The organism is Microbulbifer variabilis, from assembly GCF_052467165.1.
In genome coordinates, this window is the sequence record NZ_CP174301.1 from 2,534,029 (window position 1) to 2,553,780 (window position 19,752).

At 50.6% G+C, this 19,752-nt stretch carries 21 protein-coding genes and 1 tRNA gene; 6 read left to right on the forward strand and 16 right to left on the reverse strand.

The features are described from left to right. Window positions 1–22 precede the first annotated feature (22 nt). The 10 genes from tmk to ACJJIP_RS11235 all read right to left on the reverse strand — a co-directional run bounded on the left by tmk (window position 23) and on the right by ACJJIP_RS11235 (window position 8,082). Window positions 23–646, reverse strand: a complete 624-nt coding sequence (gene tmk, locus ACJJIP_RS11190) for a dTMP kinase (RefSeq protein WP_020415209.1) — start codon at window positions 644–646, stop codon at window positions 23–25. Window positions 647–651: 5 nt separating this feature from the next. Further along, a complete protein-coding gene (gene mltG / locus ACJJIP_RS11195) occupies window positions 652–1,713 on the reverse strand; it encodes an endolytic transglycosylase MltG (protein ID WP_444945123.1) in 1,062 nt (353 codons plus the stop codon). Further along, the gene (locus tag ACJJIP_RS11200; RefSeq protein ID WP_353375327.1) at window positions 1,710–2,480 is read right to left on the reverse strand and encodes an aminotransferase class IV; all 771 of its coding nucleotides are present in this window, start codon (window positions 2,478–2,480) and stop codon (window positions 1,710–1,712) included. The genes mltG and ACJJIP_RS11200 overlap by 4 nt, the downstream gene beginning before the upstream one ends. Window positions 2,481–2,527: 47 nt before the next feature. Next, complete coding sequence (gene fabF, locus ACJJIP_RS11205) at window positions 2,528–3,769, reverse strand: beta-ketoacyl-ACP synthase II (RefSeq protein ID WP_444945124.1); 1,242 nt, start codon at window positions 3,767–3,769, stop codon at window positions 2,528–2,530. Window positions 3,770–3,960: 191 nt separating this feature from the next. Beyond that, on the reverse strand, window positions 3,961–4,197 hold the full coding sequence (gene acpP, locus ACJJIP_RS11210; RefSeq protein ID WP_020415205.1) for an acyl carrier protein: 237 nt from the start codon (window positions 4,195–4,197) through the stop codon (window positions 3,961–3,963). A gap of 223 nt (window positions 4,198–4,420) precedes the next feature. Next, a complete protein-coding gene (fabG, locus tag ACJJIP_RS11215) occupies window positions 4,421–5,176 on the reverse strand; it encodes a 3-oxoacyl-ACP reductase FabG (protein WP_020415204.1) in 756 nt (251 codons plus the stop codon). Window positions 5,177–5,222: 46 nt separating this feature from the next. Further along, window positions 5,223–6,167, reverse strand: a complete 945-nt coding sequence (gene fabD, locus ACJJIP_RS11220) for an ACP S-malonyltransferase (protein ID WP_444945125.1) — start codon at window positions 6,165–6,167, stop codon at window positions 5,223–5,225. A 53-nt stretch (window positions 6,168–6,220) separates the two neighbouring features. Next, window positions 6,221–7,267 (reverse strand): phosphate acyltransferase PlsX, encoded by a 1,047-nt coding sequence (gene plsX / locus ACJJIP_RS11225; protein ID WP_282950751.1) that lies wholly within the window; start codon window positions 7,265–7,267, stop codon window positions 6,221–6,223. A 3-nt stretch (window positions 7,268–7,270) separates the two neighbouring features. Continuing rightward, window positions 7,271–7,465 carry a 50S ribosomal protein L32 gene (gene rpmF, locus ACJJIP_RS11230; protein ID WP_020415201.1) on the reverse strand — a complete coding sequence of 65 codons (195 nt, stop codon included), beginning with the start codon at window positions 7,463–7,465 and terminating at the stop codon, window positions 7,271–7,273. Window positions 7,466–7,539: 74 nt separating this feature from the next. Further along, window positions 7,540–8,082 (reverse strand): YceD family protein, encoded by a 543-nt coding sequence (locus ACJJIP_RS11235; RefSeq protein WP_444945126.1) that lies wholly within the window; start codon window positions 8,080–8,082, stop codon window positions 7,540–7,542. Between the two features lie 108 nt (window positions 8,083–8,190). Between ACJJIP_RS11235 and ACJJIP_RS11240 the strand changes: the two genes are divergently transcribed. Further along, window positions 8,191–8,805 carry a Maf family protein gene (locus ACJJIP_RS11240; protein WP_020415199.1) on the forward strand — a complete coding sequence of 205 codons (615 nt, stop codon included), beginning with the start codon at window positions 8,191–8,193 and terminating at the stop codon, window positions 8,803–8,805. Here ACJJIP_RS11240 and ACJJIP_RS11245 read toward each other — a convergent pair. Both ACJJIP_RS11245 and rluC read right to left on the reverse strand, forming a co-directional pair. Beyond that, window positions 8,780–9,424, reverse strand: coding sequence for an HAD-IA family hydrolase (locus tag ACJJIP_RS11245; protein WP_020415198.1), 645 nt, complete (start codon window positions 9,422–9,424; stop codon window positions 8,780–8,782). The two genes, ACJJIP_RS11240 and ACJJIP_RS11245, sit on opposite strands and share 26 nt — an antisense overlap. A gap of 13 nt (window positions 9,425–9,437) precedes the next feature. Then, the gene (rluC, locus tag ACJJIP_RS11250) at window positions 9,438–10,433 is read right to left on the reverse strand and encodes a 23S rRNA pseudouridine(955/2504/2580) synthase RluC (protein WP_157533708.1); all 996 of its coding nucleotides are present in this window, start codon (window positions 10,431–10,433) and stop codon (window positions 9,438–9,440) included. On the opposite strand from rluC, the gene ACJJIP_RS11255 reads away from it, so the two are divergent. The 3 genes from ACJJIP_RS11255 (at window position 10,432) to ACJJIP_RS11265 (ending at window position 14,507) form a co-directional block, all read left to right on the forward strand. Beyond that, window positions 10,432–10,611, forward strand: coding sequence for a hypothetical protein (locus ACJJIP_RS11255; RefSeq protein ID WP_157533707.1), 180 nt, complete (start codon window positions 10,432–10,434; stop codon window positions 10,609–10,611). The two genes, rluC and ACJJIP_RS11255, sit on opposite strands and share 2 nt — an antisense overlap. Window positions 10,612–11,236: 625 nt before the next feature. Beyond that, a complete protein-coding gene (gene rne, locus ACJJIP_RS11260; RefSeq protein WP_444945127.1) occupies window positions 11,237–14,254 on the forward strand; it encodes a ribonuclease E in 3,018 nt (1,005 codons plus the stop codon). A 165-nt stretch (window positions 14,255–14,419) separates the two neighbouring features. Next, window positions 14,420–14,507 (forward strand) — tRNA-Ser (locus tag ACJJIP_RS11265). 442 nt (window positions 14,508–14,949) lie between these two features. Here ACJJIP_RS11265 and ACJJIP_RS11270 read toward each other — a convergent pair. Genes ACJJIP_RS11270 through ACJJIP_RS11285 form a run of 4 tightly spaced genes read right to left on the reverse strand, consistent with a single transcriptional unit; the run spans window position 14,950 to window position 16,803 of the window. Continuing rightward, entirely contained in the window at window positions 14,950–15,483 is a 534-nt protein-coding gene (locus ACJJIP_RS11270) for a 2OG-Fe(II) oxygenase (RefSeq protein ID WP_444945128.1), read from the reverse strand. After that, entirely contained in the window at window positions 15,480–15,986 is a 507-nt protein-coding gene (locus tag ACJJIP_RS11275; RefSeq protein ID WP_444945129.1) for a 2OG-Fe(II) oxygenase, read from the reverse strand. Before ACJJIP_RS11275 ends, ACJJIP_RS11270 begins: the two co-directional genes overlap by 4 nt. A 9-nt stretch (window positions 15,987–15,995) precedes the next feature. Beyond that, window positions 15,996–16,214 (reverse strand): hypothetical protein, encoded by a 219-nt coding sequence (locus ACJJIP_RS11280; RefSeq protein WP_444945130.1) that lies wholly within the window; start codon window positions 16,212–16,214, stop codon window positions 15,996–15,998. 13 nt (window positions 16,215–16,227) lie between these two features. Further along, window positions 16,228–16,803: a flavoprotein gene (locus ACJJIP_RS11285; protein WP_444945131.1), complete on the reverse strand. Its 576-nt coding sequence runs from the start codon at window positions 16,801–16,803 to the stop codon at window positions 16,228–16,230. An 810-nt stretch (window positions 16,804–17,613) separates the two neighbouring features. Here ACJJIP_RS11285 and ACJJIP_RS11290 point away from each other — a divergent pair. Together ACJJIP_RS11290 and ACJJIP_RS11295 are read left to right on the forward strand one after the other, a co-directional pair. Beyond that, window positions 17,614–18,537, forward strand: coding sequence for a hypothetical protein (locus tag ACJJIP_RS11290; protein WP_444945132.1), 924 nt, complete (start codon window positions 17,614–17,616; stop codon window positions 18,535–18,537). A 188-nt stretch (window positions 18,538–18,725) separates the two neighbouring features. After that, window positions 18,726–19,547, forward strand: a complete 822-nt coding sequence (locus ACJJIP_RS11295) for a DUF2971 domain-containing protein (protein WP_444945133.1) — start codon at window positions 18,726–18,728, stop codon at window positions 19,545–19,547. Window positions 19,548–19,752: the final 205 nt, after the last annotated feature.

Consider the following 19,752-nt stretch of genomic DNA (forward strand, 5'->3'; position numbering starts at 1 on the left):
CCAAAGAAAGCGGATATCCGAATCAAATCAGCAGGCGCTCCAGCTCCTGACCAAGATCCCGCTGGACCTGCTGCAGGGGCTGTCCGGCGTCAATGATGGCGTAGCGGGAAGGTGAAGCCTCGGCACGTTTGCGATAGGCGTGACGCACTCGTTGAAAGAAGCCCAAATGCTCACTTTCAAAACGATCGGCAGCACCGGTATTCGCTGCTCGTTGCAAGCCAATCTCCGGATCGAGGTCCAAAAGCAATACTTTGTCGGGACGCAATGTACCCTGTACAGTATTTTCCAGTTGTTCAATCAGTGGCCGGTCCAGTTGGCGACCACCACCCTGGTACGCATAAGTGGCATCTGTAAAGCGATCACAGATTACCCACTCACCACGCTCCAGCGCAGGTAGGATAACCTGGGCCAGATGTTGGGCACGTGCTGCGAACACCATCAGCAGCTCAGCGGTCGGATTCACAGGCTCTTCACGCTTCGCCAGGAGCAATTCTCTCAACTGTTCTGCCAAAGGCGTACCGCCAGGCTCACGGGTTTGAATAAACGGAATATTACGGTCTGTTAACCATTGGGTAATAAATTTCAGGTTGGTAGATTTACCAACACCTTCACCCCCTTCCAGGGTTATAAATTTTCCGCGCGACACTGTAACTAATTTCCTTTTGCTGGACTGGAGCGGTAATCCGCTCGTCGCTTCAGCTGATACTCTCGCACTGCACGGTTGTGCTCTGTCAGAGTTGTCGAAAAATGATGGGAGCCATCCCCCTTCCCCACAAAGTAAAGACTCCTGCCCGGCTTCGGGTTTAATGCAGCCCTAATAGCTGCACGTCCAGGCAAAGCAATCGGTGTAGGTGGAAGCCCATCGATTACATAAGTATTGTAAGGAGTCGATTGGCGCAAATGGGCGCGGGTGAGATTACCATCATAATCCTCTCCCAGCCCATAAATCACGGTGGGGTCTGTCTGCAACCTCATTCCCTTGTGCAACCGGCGAACAAAAACCCCCGCAATCTCGCTGCGCTCGGAAGGCTGCCCGGTTTCCTTCTCTATCAGCGAAGCCATAATCAGTGCCTCGTAGGGGGACTTGTAAGGAAGGTCATCCCCTTTAGCCTGCCACTCTTCCTCAAGAACCTGCCGCATACGCTCATAAGCTTCTCGCAGGAGTTCGATATCGGTAGTACCGGATCGGTAAACATAAGTATCCGGGAAGATCCACCCTTCCACAGCGCCTTCGTCAAGCCCCAGTGCTTTAGCTGCAGCGCTGACAGTTCTGCCCGCTTCAGATTTTACAATATTCCGCCCGGACCTGATTTTTTCCAGGGCTTGTCGAAACGTCCAGCCCTCAACCAGAGTCACCCGGTAACTGGTGACCTCTCCTCTATTCAGGCGCGCAATCAGATCCATAGCAGTGCTACCGTGGGGCACCAGATATTCCCCGGAGTGAATATCGGTTTTACCTTCCCAGTAGGCGTAGGCGAGAACCAGGCGCGGCCAGTTGATTACACCTTCGGTCTTCAACTCCCGGAGGGTTTTCGAAAGACTACCGCCCTTTTCTACCTGCAACTGTAAACCGCTTTCCTGCAGCTGAAGCGGTGTCGCCAAGGCTGCCTGCAGCACCCATGCAGAAGCTGCCACCAGCACGCACGCCAGGAGAACGCTGGCAAAAAAGGCCTTCCATAACTTACCGAGGGCGCCGGCCCGCTTTTTCTTCACCACAATGCTTCCACGATCAACTGCTGTAACCTCCGCGCACCAGGTCCTATCGACCAACTTTTATAGCCAATAATCTCGACAACAGGTATTACTCCGCGAACACTGTTGCACAGGACCACTTCATCTGCCTCACAAAATGTCTCGATGTTCATATCCTGCTCCTGCCACCGGATATGACCGGAAAGCCAATCCAGCATAACCCCATGAACACCACACCTGGTCAAATTTGGAGTTACCCAAGTATTTCCAAATCTCGCCAAGAGATTACAGCGCAGGCTCTCAATTACTCGGCCCGAATCATCAAATATCAAACCGTCGAGGCGTTCACCATCAGGCAGCTCGGCTCTCGCAGCATTATATCGACTGCGATCCAAAAATTTGCAGCCCAAGTTCTTACTTTCCGAGCTGAGCAGCCTAGTGTGGCAAGGATACAGGCGAGCACCAAGCTCCTCTTCAAGACCGCGCATCAGGGGCAGGAAAGCTAAGTCCCAGCACTCACGCCCATCGACAAACCCTACACGAAGTCGTGCAACTGCTGCATTTTGACTACATTTAGCAGCCAATTTTTTAATAAAGCGGTCAATATCAGAAAGAAGCAGTGCGCTGAGGGCAGAGCTGCGTACCAGCCGAGATCGGTGTAGAGACCACAGCGGCAGACTTCCGTTGTGACAACGCATGGTTTCGAGGATTCCATTTGCATAGTCACTATCGGGCACCAGTTCGCTAGCCCGGCGCCCTTTTCGGTAGAACTGCGGCAACTTGGACATACTCTCCTCGGGGCGAGAGTTGCCCGCCCTACGGCGGGCAGGCAGGGTCAGATTCGCTTAAAAATCAGCGAGCCATTAGTGCCACCAAACCCGAAGGAGTTGGATAACACAGACTCAATGGCTGTTGGCTGCGCCTCTTGGGGCACTAAATTAATATCGGCGCACGCCTCATCTGGTTCATAGAGGTTCATCGTGGGCGGGGCTATTTGGTCACGTAGCGCCAACACAGAGAATACCGCTTCGATCGCACCGGCAGCGCCCAAAAGGTGACCTGTCATAGACTTAGTGGAGCTAACAGCTAGTTTTTCAGTGTTACCTGCAAAAACCTTCTGAACAGCCTCGATTTCCGCTTTATCCCCCAGAGGAGTGGAGGTGCCATGGGCATTGATATACTGGATCTCATCAGCATTCATGCCTGCATCCTTGAGCGCATTCTGCATAGATAGCGCCGCACCCGCACCATCTTCCGGTGGCGACGTCATGTGGTGGGCATCACCACTCATACCAAAACCGCTCAATTCCGCATAGATATTCGCACCACGTGCTTTGGCATGCTCATACTCTTCCAGCACAAGTACTGCAGCCCCCTCACCCAGAACAAAACCATCCCGGCCTTTGTCCCAAGGACGGCTGGCAGTTTGGGGATCATCGTTACGTGTCGAGAGCGCCCTAGCTGCACAGAATCCACCGAGCCCGACAGGAGTGGTCACCATTTCTGCACCACCACACACCATCACATCGGCATCACCATACTGAATCGTACGCATGCCAAGGCCCAACGCATGAGTGCCTGTTGTACACGCCGTGGTCACCGCAAGGTTCGGCCCACGCAGGCCGTACTTAATAGACAGATTACCAGCGACCATATTAATAATGGCACCAGGCACAAAGAAAGGCGATACGCGGCGAGGTCCCTTCTCCGCAATTAACATCGCATTGTCTTCGATGGCCATAATGCCACCCATTCCGGAGCCAATGCAGGTCCCCATGCGCTGGGCACCCTCGCCACTCACCTCCAGACCACTATCCTGCATAGCCTGGATACCTGCAATCAAACCGTATTGCAGAAAAGTATCCATCTTGCGCGCATCTTTCGCGGGCATATAAGGAGTGGGATCGAAATCTTTTACCGTAGCTGCAAAGCGGGTTGAGAAAGCTGAAACATCAAAGGTTTCTATCGGAGCTGCGCCAATGGCCCCCTTCAGAATGCCAGACCAAGTTTCTCCTACGGTGTTACCCAACGGGCTGACTACGCCCATTCCGGTTACAACAACTCTTCTGTGCGACACTGCGGTCCCCCCGAAACTCTTGCGGCCGCTGCACTCCCCCCGTACGGTGAGGGAAACAACATTCGGCCAGCAGTCACAATTCCATAGTGCTCATAAAAAGAGAGCCGCGCTATGTAACATAGAACGGCTCTCAGAATCGCTTGGCTACGTACAGACACTATGCTGTTCGCGCCTAAACTACCCAGCAGGAATTAACCAAGGTTGTCCTTGATATAATCCATTGCCAGCTGAACAGTAGTGATTTTTTCGGCTTCTTCGTCAGGGATTTCAGTTTCGAATTCCTCTTCCAAAGCCATAACCAGCTCAACTGTGTCGAGTGAGTCCGCGCCCAGATCTTCAACAAAAGAGGCTTCAGGCTTTACGTCTTCTTCCTTCACGCCCAGTTGTTCAGCAACGATCTTTTTAACGCGCTCTTCAATGCTGCTCATGATTCAATTTAACTCCTAGTGGGTAAAAATCTGTTTTAGTCGTTATTGTTATTTCACCAACTTAATTGGCGGTGATAACGACCGGCTCACACAGCTTTTGGATAATTCAGAGGCCATTGTACCCCAAGTTTTTAGGGATGTAATGTACGGCCCTGCACCACCATCAGCAAATAACAAAATACTCCTAAAATCAATGAGTTAAAGAAGTATTTTTAAACAAACATCAGGTCATGTACATGCCGCCATTGACATGAATTGTCTCACCAGTGACATATCCTCCGGCATCGCTTGCCAGGAAGGCTACCACAGATGCGATTTCTTCGGGCTGACCAAGACGGCCCAAGGGGATTTTACCAAGTAGCGCTTCGCGCTGAGCTTCTGGCAACACCTTGGTCATATCTGTATCAATAAAACCCGGAGCCACGGTATTTACGGTAATTCCACGAGAACCAATCTCGGCTGCAAGGGACCGCGCAAAACCAGCAACACCCGCTTTAGTAGCCGCATAATTGCTTTGTCCGGCATTACCCATGCTACCGACTACAGAGCTGATATTAATAATTCGCCCCCAGCGAGCCCTGGTCATATCCCGCAAGCAGGTTTTGGTCATACGAAAAACTGCAGATAAGTTAGTTTCAACAACAGAATCCCACTCATCGTCCTTCATGCGCATCAGCAGGTTATCTTTAGTGATACCTGCGTTATTTACCAAAATCGTTGGCACGTCAAAGTCATTCTTTATGGCAGCATGAAGTCCGGCAATACTCTCCGCACTGGTAACATCAAGCACCATACCAGCTCCCTTGATGCCCTTTTCAGCAAAGCGCGTGCTAATTTTTTCAGCACCGCCTTCACTGGTGGCAGTGCCGACCACTGTTGCCCCCAGGCTACCCAACATATCTGCAATTGCCGCACCAATACCGCGGCTGGCACCGGTAACCAGGGCTACTTTGCCCTCCAGGGAAATCATTAGGCTCATACTCGCTTTATCCTTATTCAACCAATGGCAGTCGCCAAAACACTACTCAGACCGCTGTAGCTCTCAGTGCCTCATTGAAATTACTGGGGCTGTCGATGTTGTGGCAAGCAACACTGCGATCAATACGCTTTGTCAATCCAGCCAGCACCTTGCCTGGCCCACACTCAACCAACTGCGCAGCGCCATCGGCGATAATCTTGCGGGTACATGCAGTCCAGCGTACCGGGCGATAGATTTGCTCAATCATTAGAGCCTTAATTGCGGCAGGATCCGATTCAACTCCCGCATGCACATTGTGCACAACCGGAATTTCAGGTGTGTTAAATTCCGCCGCTTCAATCTGGGGAGCAAGCTTCTCCGCCGCTGGGCGCATCAACTCTGTGTGGAACGGGGCACTTACCGGCAGGGACATTGCTTTCTTAGCGCCGGCAGCCTTGCAGGCCTCTATAGCACGATCAACCGCTGCGCTATTGCCGGCAATCACTATTTGCCCAGGAGAGTTGTAATTTACAGCGGAAACCACCTCACCTTCTGCAGCACTGGCACAAGCAGCTTCCACAGCCTCATCTTCGAGACCTATCACTGCAGCCATAGCACCTGTACCCACAGGAACCGCTTCCTGCATCAAACGACCGCGCTCCCGAACAAGATGCACTGCATCTTTAAAGACCAGCACTCCAGCACAAACCAGGGCAGACCACTCCCCCAGGCTATGCCCCGCCATACGAGCAGGCTGGGCTCCCCCACGGGCACGCCACAGGCGATACAGGGCTACACTGGCAGTCAAAAGAAGAGGCTGGGTGCGCTGAGTGAGATTGATCGCCTCTTGCTCACCGTTCTGGCAGAGATCCCACAGATCATAACCAAGAACCTCTGAAGCTTCGGCGAAAATGGCCTGGATTTCGGGAGCCTCTTGAGCAATCTCAGAAAGCATACCGATCTTCTGAGATCCCTGCCCCGGAAAGACAAATGCAAGCGCAGCATTGGTCATAAGATATCCTTAAACCTATTTGGCAAATTTCAGTAGGAGGGGGAACGTACTTCCTACCCCATTTCCTTTGAGTTTCGCTCGCCAGCCTGGGCCATAGCGGCACCAACCTTGGCGGCCAGGTTGGCATCAGCACATTCCTTCGCCGTCACCATTGCCCGGTAAAAAGCCTCGCTACTGGCTCCTCCGTGACTTTTGATCACGTTGCCCTTCACCCCTACAAAGCTGGCGCCATTATAGCGAGCGGGTTCCACCTGTGTACGCCATTTTCGCAACAGCTTTATGGCTAATTGGCCAAAAAAACGCTTGAAACACCCCTTTTTCTCGATAGTGAACGCTTTTTGACCCATTAGTCGAATCACACCCTCAGCGGACTTCATCGCCACATTTCCCATCAACCCATCGCAGACAACCACATCGACAGAACCGGTAAATATGTCGTGCCCTTCCACAAAGCCCACATAGTTGACCTCTGGATCCGCCTCAAGCAGCTCTGAAGCGCGACGAATCTCAGCAGTCCCTTTGTGTGCCTCCGAGCCAATATTCAGTAAAGCGACCTCAATACTCTCGCGGGGGATAGCCGTATGAATGTGCTGAGCTTCAATACCCATACGCGCAAACTGCAACAAATCTTCCGCGCTACAACCAACATTCGCACCGAGGTCCAAAAGATAGCAGGAGCCGTGGCCGGAAGGGACCGATTTGCCCAGCGCGGGCTTTCGAACGCCATCAATATTACCCAGTATGCTACGACTCAGGGCCAACAGCGCGCCGGTATTTCCCGAGGTAACCATAGCCTGGGCATCACCACTGGCAACCGCCTTCAAGGCCTCTGCCATAGTGGAGCCACGCTTGCGTCGCACGGCCTGCAGCGGATTACACTCTTGCGTAACAACCTGGGCGCAATCGACTATTTCAAGACGGTTAGAAAATCGGGTTTTGTGAAACTCAAGGATCAGAGTCTCAAGCTGCGCGCGAGGGCCAAATAACTTCAGCTGCGCATTGGGGAAATTTTGAAGAAATCTAATACAGGCCGGAACGACAGAGCGGGGACCTAAGTCCCCGCCCATTGCATCCACGGCCAATCGCAATTGGCTGGACAAGGCTTACTCTTCTTCGGAGCCGCCGCCGATTTCAATCACCTTGCGACCGCGGTAGAAACCGTCTTTGGTCACGTGGTGGCGACGATGCTTCTCACCGGTGGTAGGGTCCACAGAGAGAGTTGCACCAGCACCCAGGGCGTCGTGAGAACGGCGCATGCCGCGACGGGAACGAGTCTTCTTGTTTTGTTGAACAGCCATTGCTAGCTCCTAAAATAAACAAATTTCACTGGAACCGGGGCGCCTACCGGCGAGCCCAAACTCCTCGGATAAATCTAGGACTTACCCGAAGAACCCTTCAACTGCCCCAGCACTTTAAAGGGGTTTTCTCGTTGCTCACCCGCCTCCGCTTTCTCCTCACCGACATGAAAACTGTCCCTGGAGACGCATTCCTCATCGTGATAAGCCACCATCGGCAGATTGAGCAAAATTTCATCTTCAAGGATCTGGTGCAGGTTTAGCTCCTCGCTTTCCTGGATCACCGGATCCAGATCCTTGGGGAGGGCTTTACCCTGCTCCTCAGACCAAACGATACCCCAGCAAAACTGTGCCTCAATCTGCTCACGCACTGGGTGCAGGCAGCGCTGGCACAGCAGCTCAACAGTACACGACACTTTGCCGTTTACAGTGAGATGACCTTGCAGATCGCGCCCAAATTGCAATTCAGACACGACCTCCCCATCCACAGATTCCACGGCTGTACGCAGTCGATCCAGTGGTTCCCACGGCAAAATACCGTCTAAATACTGTTCACGCTGCACCAATTTCCGAGCATCAATGCTCTTTGGTAATACTGATTTTGAGGGGGCTATCGACATAAGCGCGCAATTCTATGGACTCACTCTACCCTTGTCAAAACAATTAAGGCGCTGCAGTATCGCGCGGTCACAAACTTCGACCAATCAATTACGGAAACACCCCCTGGAATGTCTCTTTCACTGATACTGGCCTCAAGCTCCCCCTACCGCAGAGCATTACTAGGGCAATTGCACCTCTCCTTTGAACATATTGCACCCCAGATAAATGAGGAGGCAAAACCCGGGGAGAGTGCCAACGCTTTAGCCCTGAGGCTCGCTGAGGAAAAAGCTCACGCACTGGCGCCAAAGAACCCTCAATCGCTGATTATTGGCTCCGATCAGGTAGCAGAGTGCAATGGCCGCATCCTGAGCAAGCCAGGTAACCGCGAACGGGCAATCACCCAACTCCGCGCCTGCTCCGGCAACAAAGTTACCTTCTTCACCGGGTTATCCGTGCTTAACAGTACGACCAAGAGACAACTGAGCTCAGTAGAAATCTACACCGTTTACTTCCGCCAGCTCGGTATGGAGCAGATAGAGCGCTATATAGATCTGGAGGAGCCCTACGATTGCGCGGGCTCATTCAAAGTTGAAGGGCTAGGTATCACGCTCTTTGAAAAACTAGAGGGCTCAGATATCAACACTCTGGTGGGCCTCCCCCTGATTCGCCTGGTAGATTTCCTTGGTGAATTCGGCATCAGCCCACTAGCACCAGCAACTAGGGAACCAAAGGCGGCCAGCTAAGCAGGCCTGAGAACTCATCAATTATGGCCTTGGGCCGACATTCCTGCAGCCTGGTAGGGCAATGGGCGCCATAACTAACACCGATGGACGGCATCTCAATAGCCGCTGCCATGTCCAAATCGTAAACCGTATCACCAACCATGACAGCTTCCTCAGCCTTATGGCCGGTTTCAGACAGCAACTCGCTTAGCATCAGTGGATCAGGCTTGGAGGCAGTCTCATCGGCACAGCGACTAGCGACAAACAAATGCCCCATTCCATGCTCTTTGAACTCGCGATTGAGGCCCCGGCGACTTTTACCTGTCGCCACTGCCAGCTGATGTCCGGCACAAAGCAGCTTATCGAGGGTATCCAACACCCCATTGAAAAGCGGCAAGGGTTCCACCCTCGCAGCCATCCACTCCTCTGAGTAAAACTGCCGCAAAGCCAGCTTATCCTCACTTACAGCTTCAGGGAAAAGTGTTGCCACAGCCTCTGGCAGGCCGAGTCCGATAATATTGCTTACCGCCTCAGGTGCCAGGACCGGCAACCCTACCCGCTCAGCCGCTCGCAACATGCAAGCGACAATACGCGACTCAGAATTACAAACTGTGCCATCCCAATCGAGAATAACCAACATACAACCAGCAGACCTATTCTTCCCGCAACTTCTTCAACAACGCCTCTAACTCGCCGGGCAGGGGCGCTTCAACATGCACCCTCTCACCGCTGGGGAGCGAACAACGGACCGAAGCGGAGTGGAGAAACAGACGCTTTAGCCCGCGGGAGCGAAACTCCCGGTTTGTGTCATCTGGGGTATATTTAGCATCCCCAGCTAAAGGGCAACCCACAAACTGTGCGTGAACCCGGATCTGGTGAGTACGCCCGGTCACTGGCACCGCCGAAACCAAAGTGGCCGCCTTGAAACGTTCAAGCAACTGAAAGCGTGTCTCTGAGGGCTTACCCTCAGGGTGTACTGACACCATACGCTCCCCACTCTTTAGGGTGTTTTTACGCAGGGGAGCCTCAACCAACCGCCGACCTCGAGGCCATTTGCCCACGGCCAGCGCCAGATAAGACTTGCCTATCTGGCCGTTACGCAATTCTGACTGCACATGCTGCAAAACGGCACGCTTGCGCGCCACCATAATGGCACCACTAGTATCACGGTCGAGACGGTGTACCAACTCTATAAAGCGACTCTGCGGATACATCTGCCGCAACACCTCAATCAAGCCGAGGCGCACGCCACTGCCGCCATGCACCGCAAGGCCTGCAGGCTTATTGATCACCATTAACCCATTATCATCATATAGTATGGATTCTTTCACCAGCTGGCGCAGCTGCTCTCCTGCAACAGGGGCCGGAGTTTGCTCGGCTGCACGGATTGGCGGCACACGCACCACATCCCCCGCCACCAACTTGTATTCCGCCTTAACCCGTCCTTTATTTACTCTTACCTCACCCTTGCGCAGGATTCGATAGATTCTTGAACGGGGCACACCTTTAAGGCGCGCCTGTAAAAAGTTGTCAATCCTTTGCCCTGCCAACTCATCCGGCACAGTTAAAAACTGCACGCCGCCAGAAGGGTTCCAGGTATCAGAGGGGCTATCGGCCTCAGCCGGTTTTTGGGGAGGTATACTTCGCATGACGCGCATCATAGCGCCGCAGCAGGGACAATTGAAGCACCCTCCTGCCCGTGCTATATTCGGCCGGCCTGAATTCCGCTGGTTTTCGGCCACTGGCAACTTCCCACATGAAGAGACAGCCATGGCTTCAGAGAAAATACCGCTGTTCGGCCGGTGCGCGGGAATGCCGCGTCATTGATAGAAACTTAGCTGATGAGTGCCTCCCAAAACGAGAACCCTATGGGGGCCTCAGCAGCAAAACAGCCCACTGTTAGGTGGGTAAATATCGCGAAGGTAAGACGGGCCGTGACCCGCAGCGCTTGAAAGGACGACTCATAAACTTGCGTCCCGCTTTGTAGAAAATAATGCCAGCGACCGCACTGGCTACCCGGGTGTTCCAGCTTCCACGTGCCCGGTGAACAAAATATAGAACACACAGATCGGCCAAAAGCCGAACTACAGAGCCCGTATTGATGACGCAAACCTTGCCACCCAGCTAGAAACTGACCGAAGGGTGGCGCCCAACCCGGCCATGGAAGCCTATGGCACAGGTACAGGGCGGTACTAGCAAAAGGTACTTAAGGAAGAACGGTGCTAACCAATAGCGCCAACGGATAGCAGCATCGTGAGGCTTATCCGGAGTTTTTGCAGTGAGAACAATGGGCGAACACTCGTCTCAAAAAGCCGCGTAGATCGAATTTGCGGCAGAGCCAGTGCCACCCAATTCCCTGCCCCGCTTTCCGGTCCTCTCCGGTAGGCGGCCAACAAGCAAGTCTGCGAACAACGGTGTCAAACCTTTGCGCAACGCAAGGAAAACGACACGCATGAAAAGAATGCTAATCAACGCAACCCAGCCTGAGGAGTTGCGTGTAGCCCTGGTGGACGGCCAGTGGCTGTATGACCTGGATATTGAGAACCGAACACGTCAGCAGAAAAAAGCCAATATCTACAAGGGCAAGATTACCCGCGTAGAACCTTCTCTCGAAGCCGCATTCGTTGATTATGGCGAAGAGCGTCACGGCTTCCTCCCTCTGAAAGAAATTTCCCGCGAATACTTCCTCAAGCAGCCCAAAGACATTGAAGGCCGCATCAAGATTAAAGATGTCGTCAAAGAAGGCATGGAAGTTATCGTACAGGTAGACAAGGAAGAGCGCGGCAACAAAGGCGCCGCCCTAACTACCTTCGTTAGCCTTGCCGGGCGCTACCTGGTACTGATGCCAAACAATCCTCGCGCTGGCGGTATCTCCCGCCGCATTGAAGGTGACGAGCGCTCGGAACTGCGCGATGCCCTGGCCAGCGTTGAGGTGCCCTCAGGCATGGGCATAATTGTGCGCACCGCAGGTGTGGGTCGTAGCGGTGAAGAGCTGCAATGGGACCTCAACTACCTACTGAAACTGTGGGTAGCCATAAAAGAAGAGGCGGACACCTCCAAAGCACCGCATTTTCTTTTCCAGGAAAGCAATGTCATCATCCGCGCTATTCGCGACTATATGCGTGACGATATTGGCGAAGTGATTGTTGACGACAAAGGCGCCTTCGAACTGGCAGCAGAATTTGCCCGCCAGGTAATGCCTCACTACGCAAATAAAGTAAAGTACTACGAAGATGCCATTCCACTCTTTAACCGTTATCAGATTGAAAGCCAGATAGAGACAGCCTTCGAGCGGGAAGTGAAACTACCTTCCGGCGGCTCTATCGTAATCGATGTTACCGAGGCACTGGTTTCCATCGACATCAACTCCTCCCGTGCCACCAAAGGTGGAGACATCGAGGAAACGGCCCGCAGCATTAACCTGGAAGCAGCAGACGAAATCGCCCGACAACTGCGTCTGCGCGATATGGGCGGCTTGGTTGTTATCGACTTTATCGATATGCAGAGCAAATCCAACCAGCGCGAAGTTGAAAAGCGCATGGAAAAAGCGCTCAGCATGGATCGCGCCCGAGTACAGGTTGGACGCATCTCCCGCTTTGGCCTCCTGGAAATGTCGCGCCAGCGCCTGCGCCCCTCCCTCGGGGAAACGACCTTCCGCGTCTGCCCCCGCTGTAGCGGCCAGGGCACTATTCGTGGCACCAAATCCCTGGCTCTCTCTATCCTCCGCCTGGTGGAAGAAGAAGCCAAAAAGGAGCGTAGCGCAGAAATTCGCGCCATCACCCCTGTGAATGTCGCCACCTACCTGCTCAACGAAAAACGCAAGGCTATTTCCCAAATCGAGTCCCGCAATAAAACCCGTGTAGTTGTAGTACCCAATGCGGATATCGAGACCCCGCACTTTGAAGTGCAGCGTCTGCGTGATGACGACACCGCAACCCTGGAAACCTCTTACAAGATTTCCGGTACTGTGGAAGAAACCATCACCAAAAAAGATGAGAAGCCGCAGCGCACTCCAGCCCAGCCGGCCGTACAGCAGATTGCCCACACCGCACCTGCCCCCACTCCGGAGAAAAAGCCAGAGCCGGGCCTGTTCAGCCGCCTGATGACTGCAATTGCCTCTCTCTTCAAGAGCGAAGAGACAGAGCCTAAAAAGCACCAAAAATCTAAAAACCGCGGCAAGGATTACCAGCGCGACCGCAACCGTAATCGCAACCAACGCAGTGGTCGCGGTAACCGCAATGGCCGCCCTACGCGCCGCAAAGACGATCGCCGTGATGATTCCAAACGTGAAGATCAGCGGGAAGAGAAACAACAGACCAAGCAATTTGAAGATCGCGAAACCGGCGCCGAGCGTGGCGAGAGTCAGCGCCGCCGCCGCCGTCGTCGCAGCAATGACAATCGCCGCCGGGATGAAAGCCGCAGTGTAGTGGCTGAGAACGAGAGCACTAGCGAATCCTTTGAGCAGACAGGTGATAGCGGCGAACAGCGCCCTGCGCGCCGCCCAAGCAATGTACGCGGTCGCCCACAGGCCCGCCGCCGCGGCCGCCGCACAGAAAATACTGCTGCAGCTGCCGTAGCCCAGAGCCAGGAAGAGCTGAATCGCGAAGTCAATGAAGCCATTGATGAAGCGGAAAGCGAAGCCAGGAAGTCCAAGGAATTTACTGCAGAAAACCATGGCGAAACACCCATGCGCAAGAGCGAGCGCCGGGAACAAAAACCAAAATCTACCCAGGCGCAACCCAAGCCAGCAGTAGAGATCCCTGAGCGTTCACCTGCGCCTGTGAAAACTGAGGTCGCAGCGGAAGCCTCTATCGAGCCCAAGCGAGCTGAACCCTACGCTGCATTTACTGCAAAAGTTGAAAGGGCTTCTACCCCTGCAGCGGAAGCGACTCCGGCACCCACAAAGGAAAAAGAACAAGCAACTCTCGCTGCCAAGCCAGAACCTGCAGTAAAAGTTCCAGCTGAAGGACCTGCTGCGACTCAAGTAGAAACAGAAAGCACAGCTCCAGCCAGAGAAGAACTGGCAGTTGAGGCAACACCAACCGCAGAAACTCTGACTGCAGCAGAAGCAACCCAGGCCGAACCGGAAGATGCCGAGGAAATCGCATTGTCCGAAGCCAATGAGGTAGCAGAAATACTGGAGCAGCACAGCGAAACCAGCGAAGTTACGGACCAGGTAGAAGTTGTGGCCGCAGAAGCTGAAGCTTCTGAAAAAGTTACCACTCCCGCCGCTCAAGGCCGTGCCAGCAATGACCCTCGCATCAACCCCAAGCCTCTGCTTGAACTTGCCATTGTGACTGAGCACCGCCAGGTAGGCTCCCAGCAACCACTGGACACCGCCCAACCTGCAGCGATCTCTCACAGCCCGCGCTCACTGTCCCGCCCGGCCAATGATCCGCGCCTGGCCCGCCAGACGACACGGGTAACCACCGAGGATGGTAGCGACCGCAATTCTGCAGAAGCTGGCTAAGTAAAGCCACTAGAGCCGCCAGCCCCTCTGGGACTGGCGGCTATTTATGCCCGACGTATTTGTCGGGACTGGTCAATAAACCACCTAACCTATTGAACTAATTAAAAAAAATCACAATGGCGCTTGTATGTAGCACGAAGCTATGTATAATGCGCAGCACAATTTGGTGGGGTGGCTGAGTGGTCGAAAGCGGCGGTCTTGAAAACCGTTGACTGTAACAGGTCCCAGGGTTCGAATCCCTGCCCCACCGCCATATAAAGTCTTGTAAATCATAGACTTACAAGCATCAAAGGGCGGTACCAATTTCCTTGGTACCGCCCTTTTTTCGTTCAGGTGTCGACATAGTGACAACGCAAAAATATCTCTTACTGCCAGAGAGGAGAGAAATGCACTTGTTTACATCCCTCCTACTCCCCCCTTCCAGCCGATTTATTAGTGGGCATAAGCTGGGCTCAAGAGCTGAGGGCAAGCGAAGGTAAAATCAAAAAAACTGATACCTTAGTGTCAGGTGAGAGTGATAAAGGCGGAAGAGTGATCATTGACCCTAATGACGACTATGAAGATGAGCAATAAGCTACTCAGACATTAACGACCAGCTATGCATATGAAATCACACTGAACTATAACGTTTGGCCTCAGTAATACAGAGTGAAACATTAGCTGGAAACCCTTGTTCGACGAAATTTCATCCATGATCAACTGAATGATGCTCTACCAAGAAACCATGTAACAAAAACGACTTTCATTCCTTTTTCCACTCTCGTTGATTCATGCCAAGCTTCGGATGGAAATGCCACGATACGCCCTGGACACATTTTGTAAGAGTGCATAGTAGGGTCATGAATTCTAAGTATACCGCCAACATCGGCTTCGATGAGCCCACCAACAACAGTAAATAGCGCATTGCAAAAATGGCCGCCGAGATCTTGGTGAGGCAGAAAGTGATCGCCAACTCCATACTTGAGCAGTTGAATAGCGGAAAGTCCCTCTAATGCAATACCGCACATACCTTCAAGCTGTGGTGCAGTTGATTTCCAAAGAAATTCTTTCACGTCACCCCACTCAGATCCAGCTGGGTAAGCAACTCCTCCAGCGCGTTTAGCTCTATCTAGCAGGTGGCGTCCATTTCGACTACTATAAATCCGCGCTTGCTCCCAATCTTCGTTCGTTTTCAACTTTGCCGTAACATTGTCAAGCAGCTGGGATGGCATCGATTGCTCTAGGATCATGAGTGGGTAGCCATCTCTAAAAAACCCACCAACACTGACTTATCACCGTCAATTACAGCAGTCGCATAGTGGACCTCAGTGGAAGGGAAGACGACAACATGTCCAAGTTTTCCCGAGCAATGAAAGCTTAAGCTAGGAATGATAAGCTCTCCTCCCTGATAATTATCCGTGAGGTAAACAACGAAAGAATACGCTCGCAAACGCTTAGTACGGTTAGTATCTGAGTGAGGAGGTACAACAGCACCCAGACAATATCGCACTATCGCGGCCTCACTAAAACGCACCGAGTGTTTCGTGAATTTCCAAGTGTCATGAATAAGTTGCTCAATTCTTTGAGCGAGAACTTTGGTAACTGCGTGTTTATCCGGTAGATTATTTACGCGAGTGTCTCCGCACTCCGCGCCTGCAAATCGCCAACCAGGCAAATCTTCGAGTACGCAAACAATGTCTGCGCACTCTTCAGGCAAAAAGAGATACTTGAATAAAACAGGTCCATTAGCCATTGCTAGGTTTTAGCAGTTAATTCCACCTGGCAAGTCTGGACCCATGAGCTCCTCTTCAACCTCAGACGAGTCAACAAGCACAAGGTTCGACAAAGTGGCGTCGTCAAGTTCTACCCCATGTTCTCGTGAAATTCTGGATATTGCCGCAAGAAGTTCAAATCGGTATCGGATATTTCCACGCATGTTAGCTCTTAATACTGCAGCGCCGCAATTTGATGCATCACTCATAATCTATCTCTCTCTAAGGTTGAAATGCTGTAAACTCTTTCGTGTTTTGTTGCCGTAGGTGCTTTAGCACAAGCTTCACAAGTATTTTCTCATTAGGCATCGCGCCATAGCACTCTTTGAGTTCTAAGACTTCGGTCCCAACTGTTGGTGGGATTACATGAAAATTAGAGTCTTGTAGGAATTTGCAATTGCGCTGGACTATTGTATTTTCCCACATATTAGACGACATTGACGGGGCTACTACGCGCCTGCATGAAAGTGCTATTGCTGCGGTCGTCAGAAGATTATCTCCAATACCTGACGAAAGTTTTGCGATTGTGTTGGCCGTTGCAGGAGCAATAAGGAACAGATCTATCGAGTCAGGTAACGACATATGATTCGTCAGAGGATCAGTCAACACTTCAGTGCTATTAATCGCACGTAGTGAATCCGCAGGCATCATCCTCATGGCTGCTGGAGTCATGACCACCGTGACCCGATCAGCAACCTTCCATAGTTGTATTAGAAGCTTGGCGGAGTTCAGACAATCAATTCCTCCAGAAATCCCCAGCAATACGTGTGATATTGGCTTAAGGTAAGAACTAGCCACGTATTTTTTCCTATAGGCGCGCATATAAAAAGATGGCCACTATGAGTATATAAAGAATGTAGTCAATTCATACAGATCAAACTAGATATCGTGAGAAAAATGCGGTGCTCTCTTCTCGTTACCATCTTTCCCAAGATTAATTTATGTTCTCTCTTAATTTTAAAGTAGCATGAGTCCCAAACTGATCATGAGAATATGACTGCTAAACAGCATGCTTTTACCTTCTAGAGTTCAATTAAGTGCCCATCTACTCCTTTAGTCGATTCCAGCAACCTGATGCTCTGTTAATGAAATATCTTTTCAGAGCGCTTCAAAACCTTTCATTCTATGAAACAACTGTCGGCTGTGGAACCCGCAATAACTCACATCTTGGCCCTACCCTGCATTTCATCAATCAAAAGAATGCCAAAAATCGGCAGGCGTGGGGAGGAGTGACTAGCGACCCTGTTTGCTGCTCAAATAATAGTCAGTAGAGATTTTCCTAAGGGGTAAGCAGCAATTTTATGAGGCTTTCCAAGTACATCCACTCAGTTTGCACGTTCGTTCAGAATTACATAACTAATGAAGAGAAATGAAAATTGTATACACCTACATAAATGTGCCTAAGCTCTGTGTTTTCTTGTTGTTACCACTCTTCACTCGAAGTCAAGAGAAGCTCCTTCAATTCACCCTTTAGAAGCCGCTAGGGTGTAAGTCTTTGAGAGCTTCCCAAAAGGATATATAACAGCGAAAATATCGAAACATATAGAAGCAACCCTTAAATTAACTATCAGGCACCCAAGTAAAAAAAATTAGAAGAAGGAGTAAATAATGAAATATATTTATTTGACATTCAATTGGAGCTTTGGTGTTCTCTTCCTATTATTCGGGCTGGTATCACTAGCTGAATCCCTATTGGGTGGTATATGCCTAATTATAATATCTTTGTTGTTGCTACCAATTTCACGAAAAATGGCATATTCAAAAACCAATAAAAAAATACCCACCGCAGCAAGAGTGACAGCTATTTTTGTCCTGTTTTTTGCATTCGGCGCACTAATTGGTCCAGTGCAAGAAAAAAAAGAACAAGAGCTGGCAGCACAGCGAGAAGAAAAAGCAGCTAGGGACCATCAGGAAAAGATGCTGCACTTCAACAAAAAAAGAGAAGAAATCCTAGCAAAAGCAAATTCTGCATTATCAGAAAAGAACTATCAAACAGCAGCGACCTTAACTGATAAGCATCTATATTCTGGAGACAAAGAAATATCAGAAATCAATAAAACAGCAAAAAATAAAATAGCGGAAATACAAAAAATAGAGAAAACAAAAACATTGCTTGCAAAACTAAAATCAGTTCCAGCTTCAGAGACAGAAGAGAACATACAACTATATCAGCAACTGGCAAAGTTACACCCAAACAATGAGAAATATAAAGCAAAAATAACGCACTACAACAACCAACTTGAAAAAATAGAAAAAGAAAAAATAGCAGCAGAGGCTAGAAACAAATTAATTAAGCGGCAATTCAGCCCATGGGATGGATCACATAACAACCTTGAGCGCTTCATTAAAAAAGCAATGAACGATCCAGATAGTTACAAGCACGATAAAACAGTATACTGGGATAAAGGCGATCACCTAATCGTTAAAACTACTTATCGTGGTAAAAATGCCTTCGGTGGTGTAGTTCGCAACTTTATTGAAGCAAAAATAGGTCTTGATGGTACAATATTGGAAATTCTCGACCACACCTAACATGTAATAGTCGGCACCCGACCTGACAGACAGTGCCAGAATCCCCTGAAGATAGACGTTAATCAGACTCCGGCTAGACTGTCTCTGTACGGCTCAAAGCGGACATTTGAACGCTATATTAAGAACGCTGACTATCAACGTAAAAAGACGGGCAATAGACAATAATGCATCCATTACATTCAGGATTTATGCCGGAATTTGATCGAGAAAAGTATCTGTATCATTACACAAGCATGGATACGGCGATTAACCATATCCTCAAAAATAAAACGCTTCTCTTCAATCCACTTGCAAATGTAAATGATCCGATGGAATCGGATCCCAATTATTGGGCTTTTTCAAGCTCTGGGAAATTCCGTGACCAACTATCTGATTACTTTAAAAACCGCATAAAAACCGTTTGCTTTTCCCGCGATGTTCAAGGTGACTGGGAACCTGGCTGCTGTCCATCAGACTTTTGCGCTCGTGGTCATTCAAAGCCACGAATGTGGGCGACATATGGTGATGATAATAAGGGTGTATGCCTGATTTTCGATAAAGAGCTTCTAAGACAGGCATTCGAGAATGGGTTGAATGGACAGGGGCGGTTGTTGCATGGCGCGGTTCGCTACGGAAAACAATTACCGGCCGATAAAAGAAAAGCCGCTGTTACTGACTTAAAAGTATTCGAGGGAAATTTCGAAGAAGCTCTTCAGAAAAAAATTGAAGATCATCATGATATATATTTTTTCTACAAGCATGTCGATTGGTCAACGGAAGACGAGTATCGATTTGTAATAACGGGAGGGGAACCGAGACCAATAGAGCTAGCGTTTGATGATGCACTGGTCGGTGTGGTTGTTGGAGTAAAGTACATGGAAAAAGGCGACTCTGTGTATGATCTTGGTGACATCGCTCAGGGTCTAGGTGTTCCAGGTAACTATCTAAGTTGGGGCTGGGAAAGTGCAGGTCACGCGCCCATAAATGAAGCGGCAAAGAAGATAGGGCCTAGATTTAAGCCTCCTCTCTGAGACATCCGAGACGCGAAAAGCAGAGCCATTCGAACATTTGCTCTTGAGCTTAGTTCCGATACAATTGGACACTGTCCGTCAGCTTTGATCTGAGTTATCACACCTAACAACCATTTAAATTGCGAATATGTTTTACCCTGCCATCTACAGCAGGCTAATTTTAAAAAATCCACGCTCCAACACTTCGTCCCCTGCCCAATGGGCA

Coding starts and splice junctions, on each gene's coding strand:
- ACJJIP_RS11200 (WP_353375327.1), bottom strand. CDS start 2,480: ATGTCCAAGTTGCCGCAGTTCTACCGAAAAGGGCGCCGGGCTAGCGAA.
- acpP (WP_020415205.1), bottom strand. CDS start 4,197: ATGAGCAGCATTGAAGAGCGCGTTAAAAAGATCGTTGCTGAACAACTG.
- fabG (WP_020415204.1), bottom strand. CDS start 5,176: ATGAGCCTAATGATTTCCCTGGAGGGCAAAGTAGCCCTGGTTACCGGT.
- fabD (WP_444945125.1), bottom strand. CDS start 6,167: ATGACCAATGCTGCGCTTGCATTTGTCTTTCCGGGGCAGGGATCTCAG.
- rpmF (WP_020415201.1), bottom strand. CDS start 7,465: ATGGCTGTTCAACAAAACAAGAAGACTCGTTCCCGTCGCGGCATGCGC.
- ACJJIP_RS11235 (WP_444945126.1), bottom strand. CDS start 8,082: ATGTCGATAGCCCCCTCAAAATCAGTATTACCAAAGAGCATTGATGCT.
- ACJJIP_RS11240 (WP_020415199.1), top strand. CDS start 8,191: ATGTCTCTTTCACTGATACTGGCCTCAAGCTCCCCCTACCGCAGAGCA.
- ACJJIP_RS11245 (WP_020415198.1), bottom strand. CDS start 9,424: ATGTTGGTTATTCTCGATTGGGATGGCACAGTTTGTAATTCTGAGTCG.
- ACJJIP_RS11255 (WP_157533707.1), top strand. CDS start 10,432: ATGACGCGCATCATAGCGCCGCAGCAGGGACAATTGAAGCACCCTCCT.
- rluC (WP_157533708.1), bottom strand. CDS start 10,433: ATGCGAAGTATACCTCCCCAAAAACCGGCTGAGGCCGATAGCCCCTCT.
- rne (WP_444945127.1), top strand. CDS start 11,237: ATGAAAAGAATGCTAATCAACGCAACCCAGCCTGAGGAGTTGCGTGTA.
- ACJJIP_RS11270 (WP_444945128.1), bottom strand. CDS start 15,483: ATGATCCTAGAGCAATCGATGCCATCCCAGCTGCTTGACAATGTTACG.
- ACJJIP_RS11275 (WP_444945129.1), bottom strand. CDS start 15,986: ATGGCTAATGGACCTGTTTTATTCAAGTATCTCTTTTTGCCTGAAGAG.
- ACJJIP_RS11280 (WP_444945130.1), bottom strand. CDS start 16,214: ATGAGTGATGCATCAAATTGCGGCGCTGCAGTATTAAGAGCTAACATG.
- ACJJIP_RS11290 (WP_444945132.1), top strand. CDS start 17,614: ATGAAATATATTTATTTGACATTCAATTGGAGCTTTGGTGTTCTCTTC.
- ACJJIP_RS11295 (WP_444945133.1), top strand. CDS start 18,726: ATGCCGGAATTTGATCGAGAAAAGTATCTGTATCATTACACAAGCATG.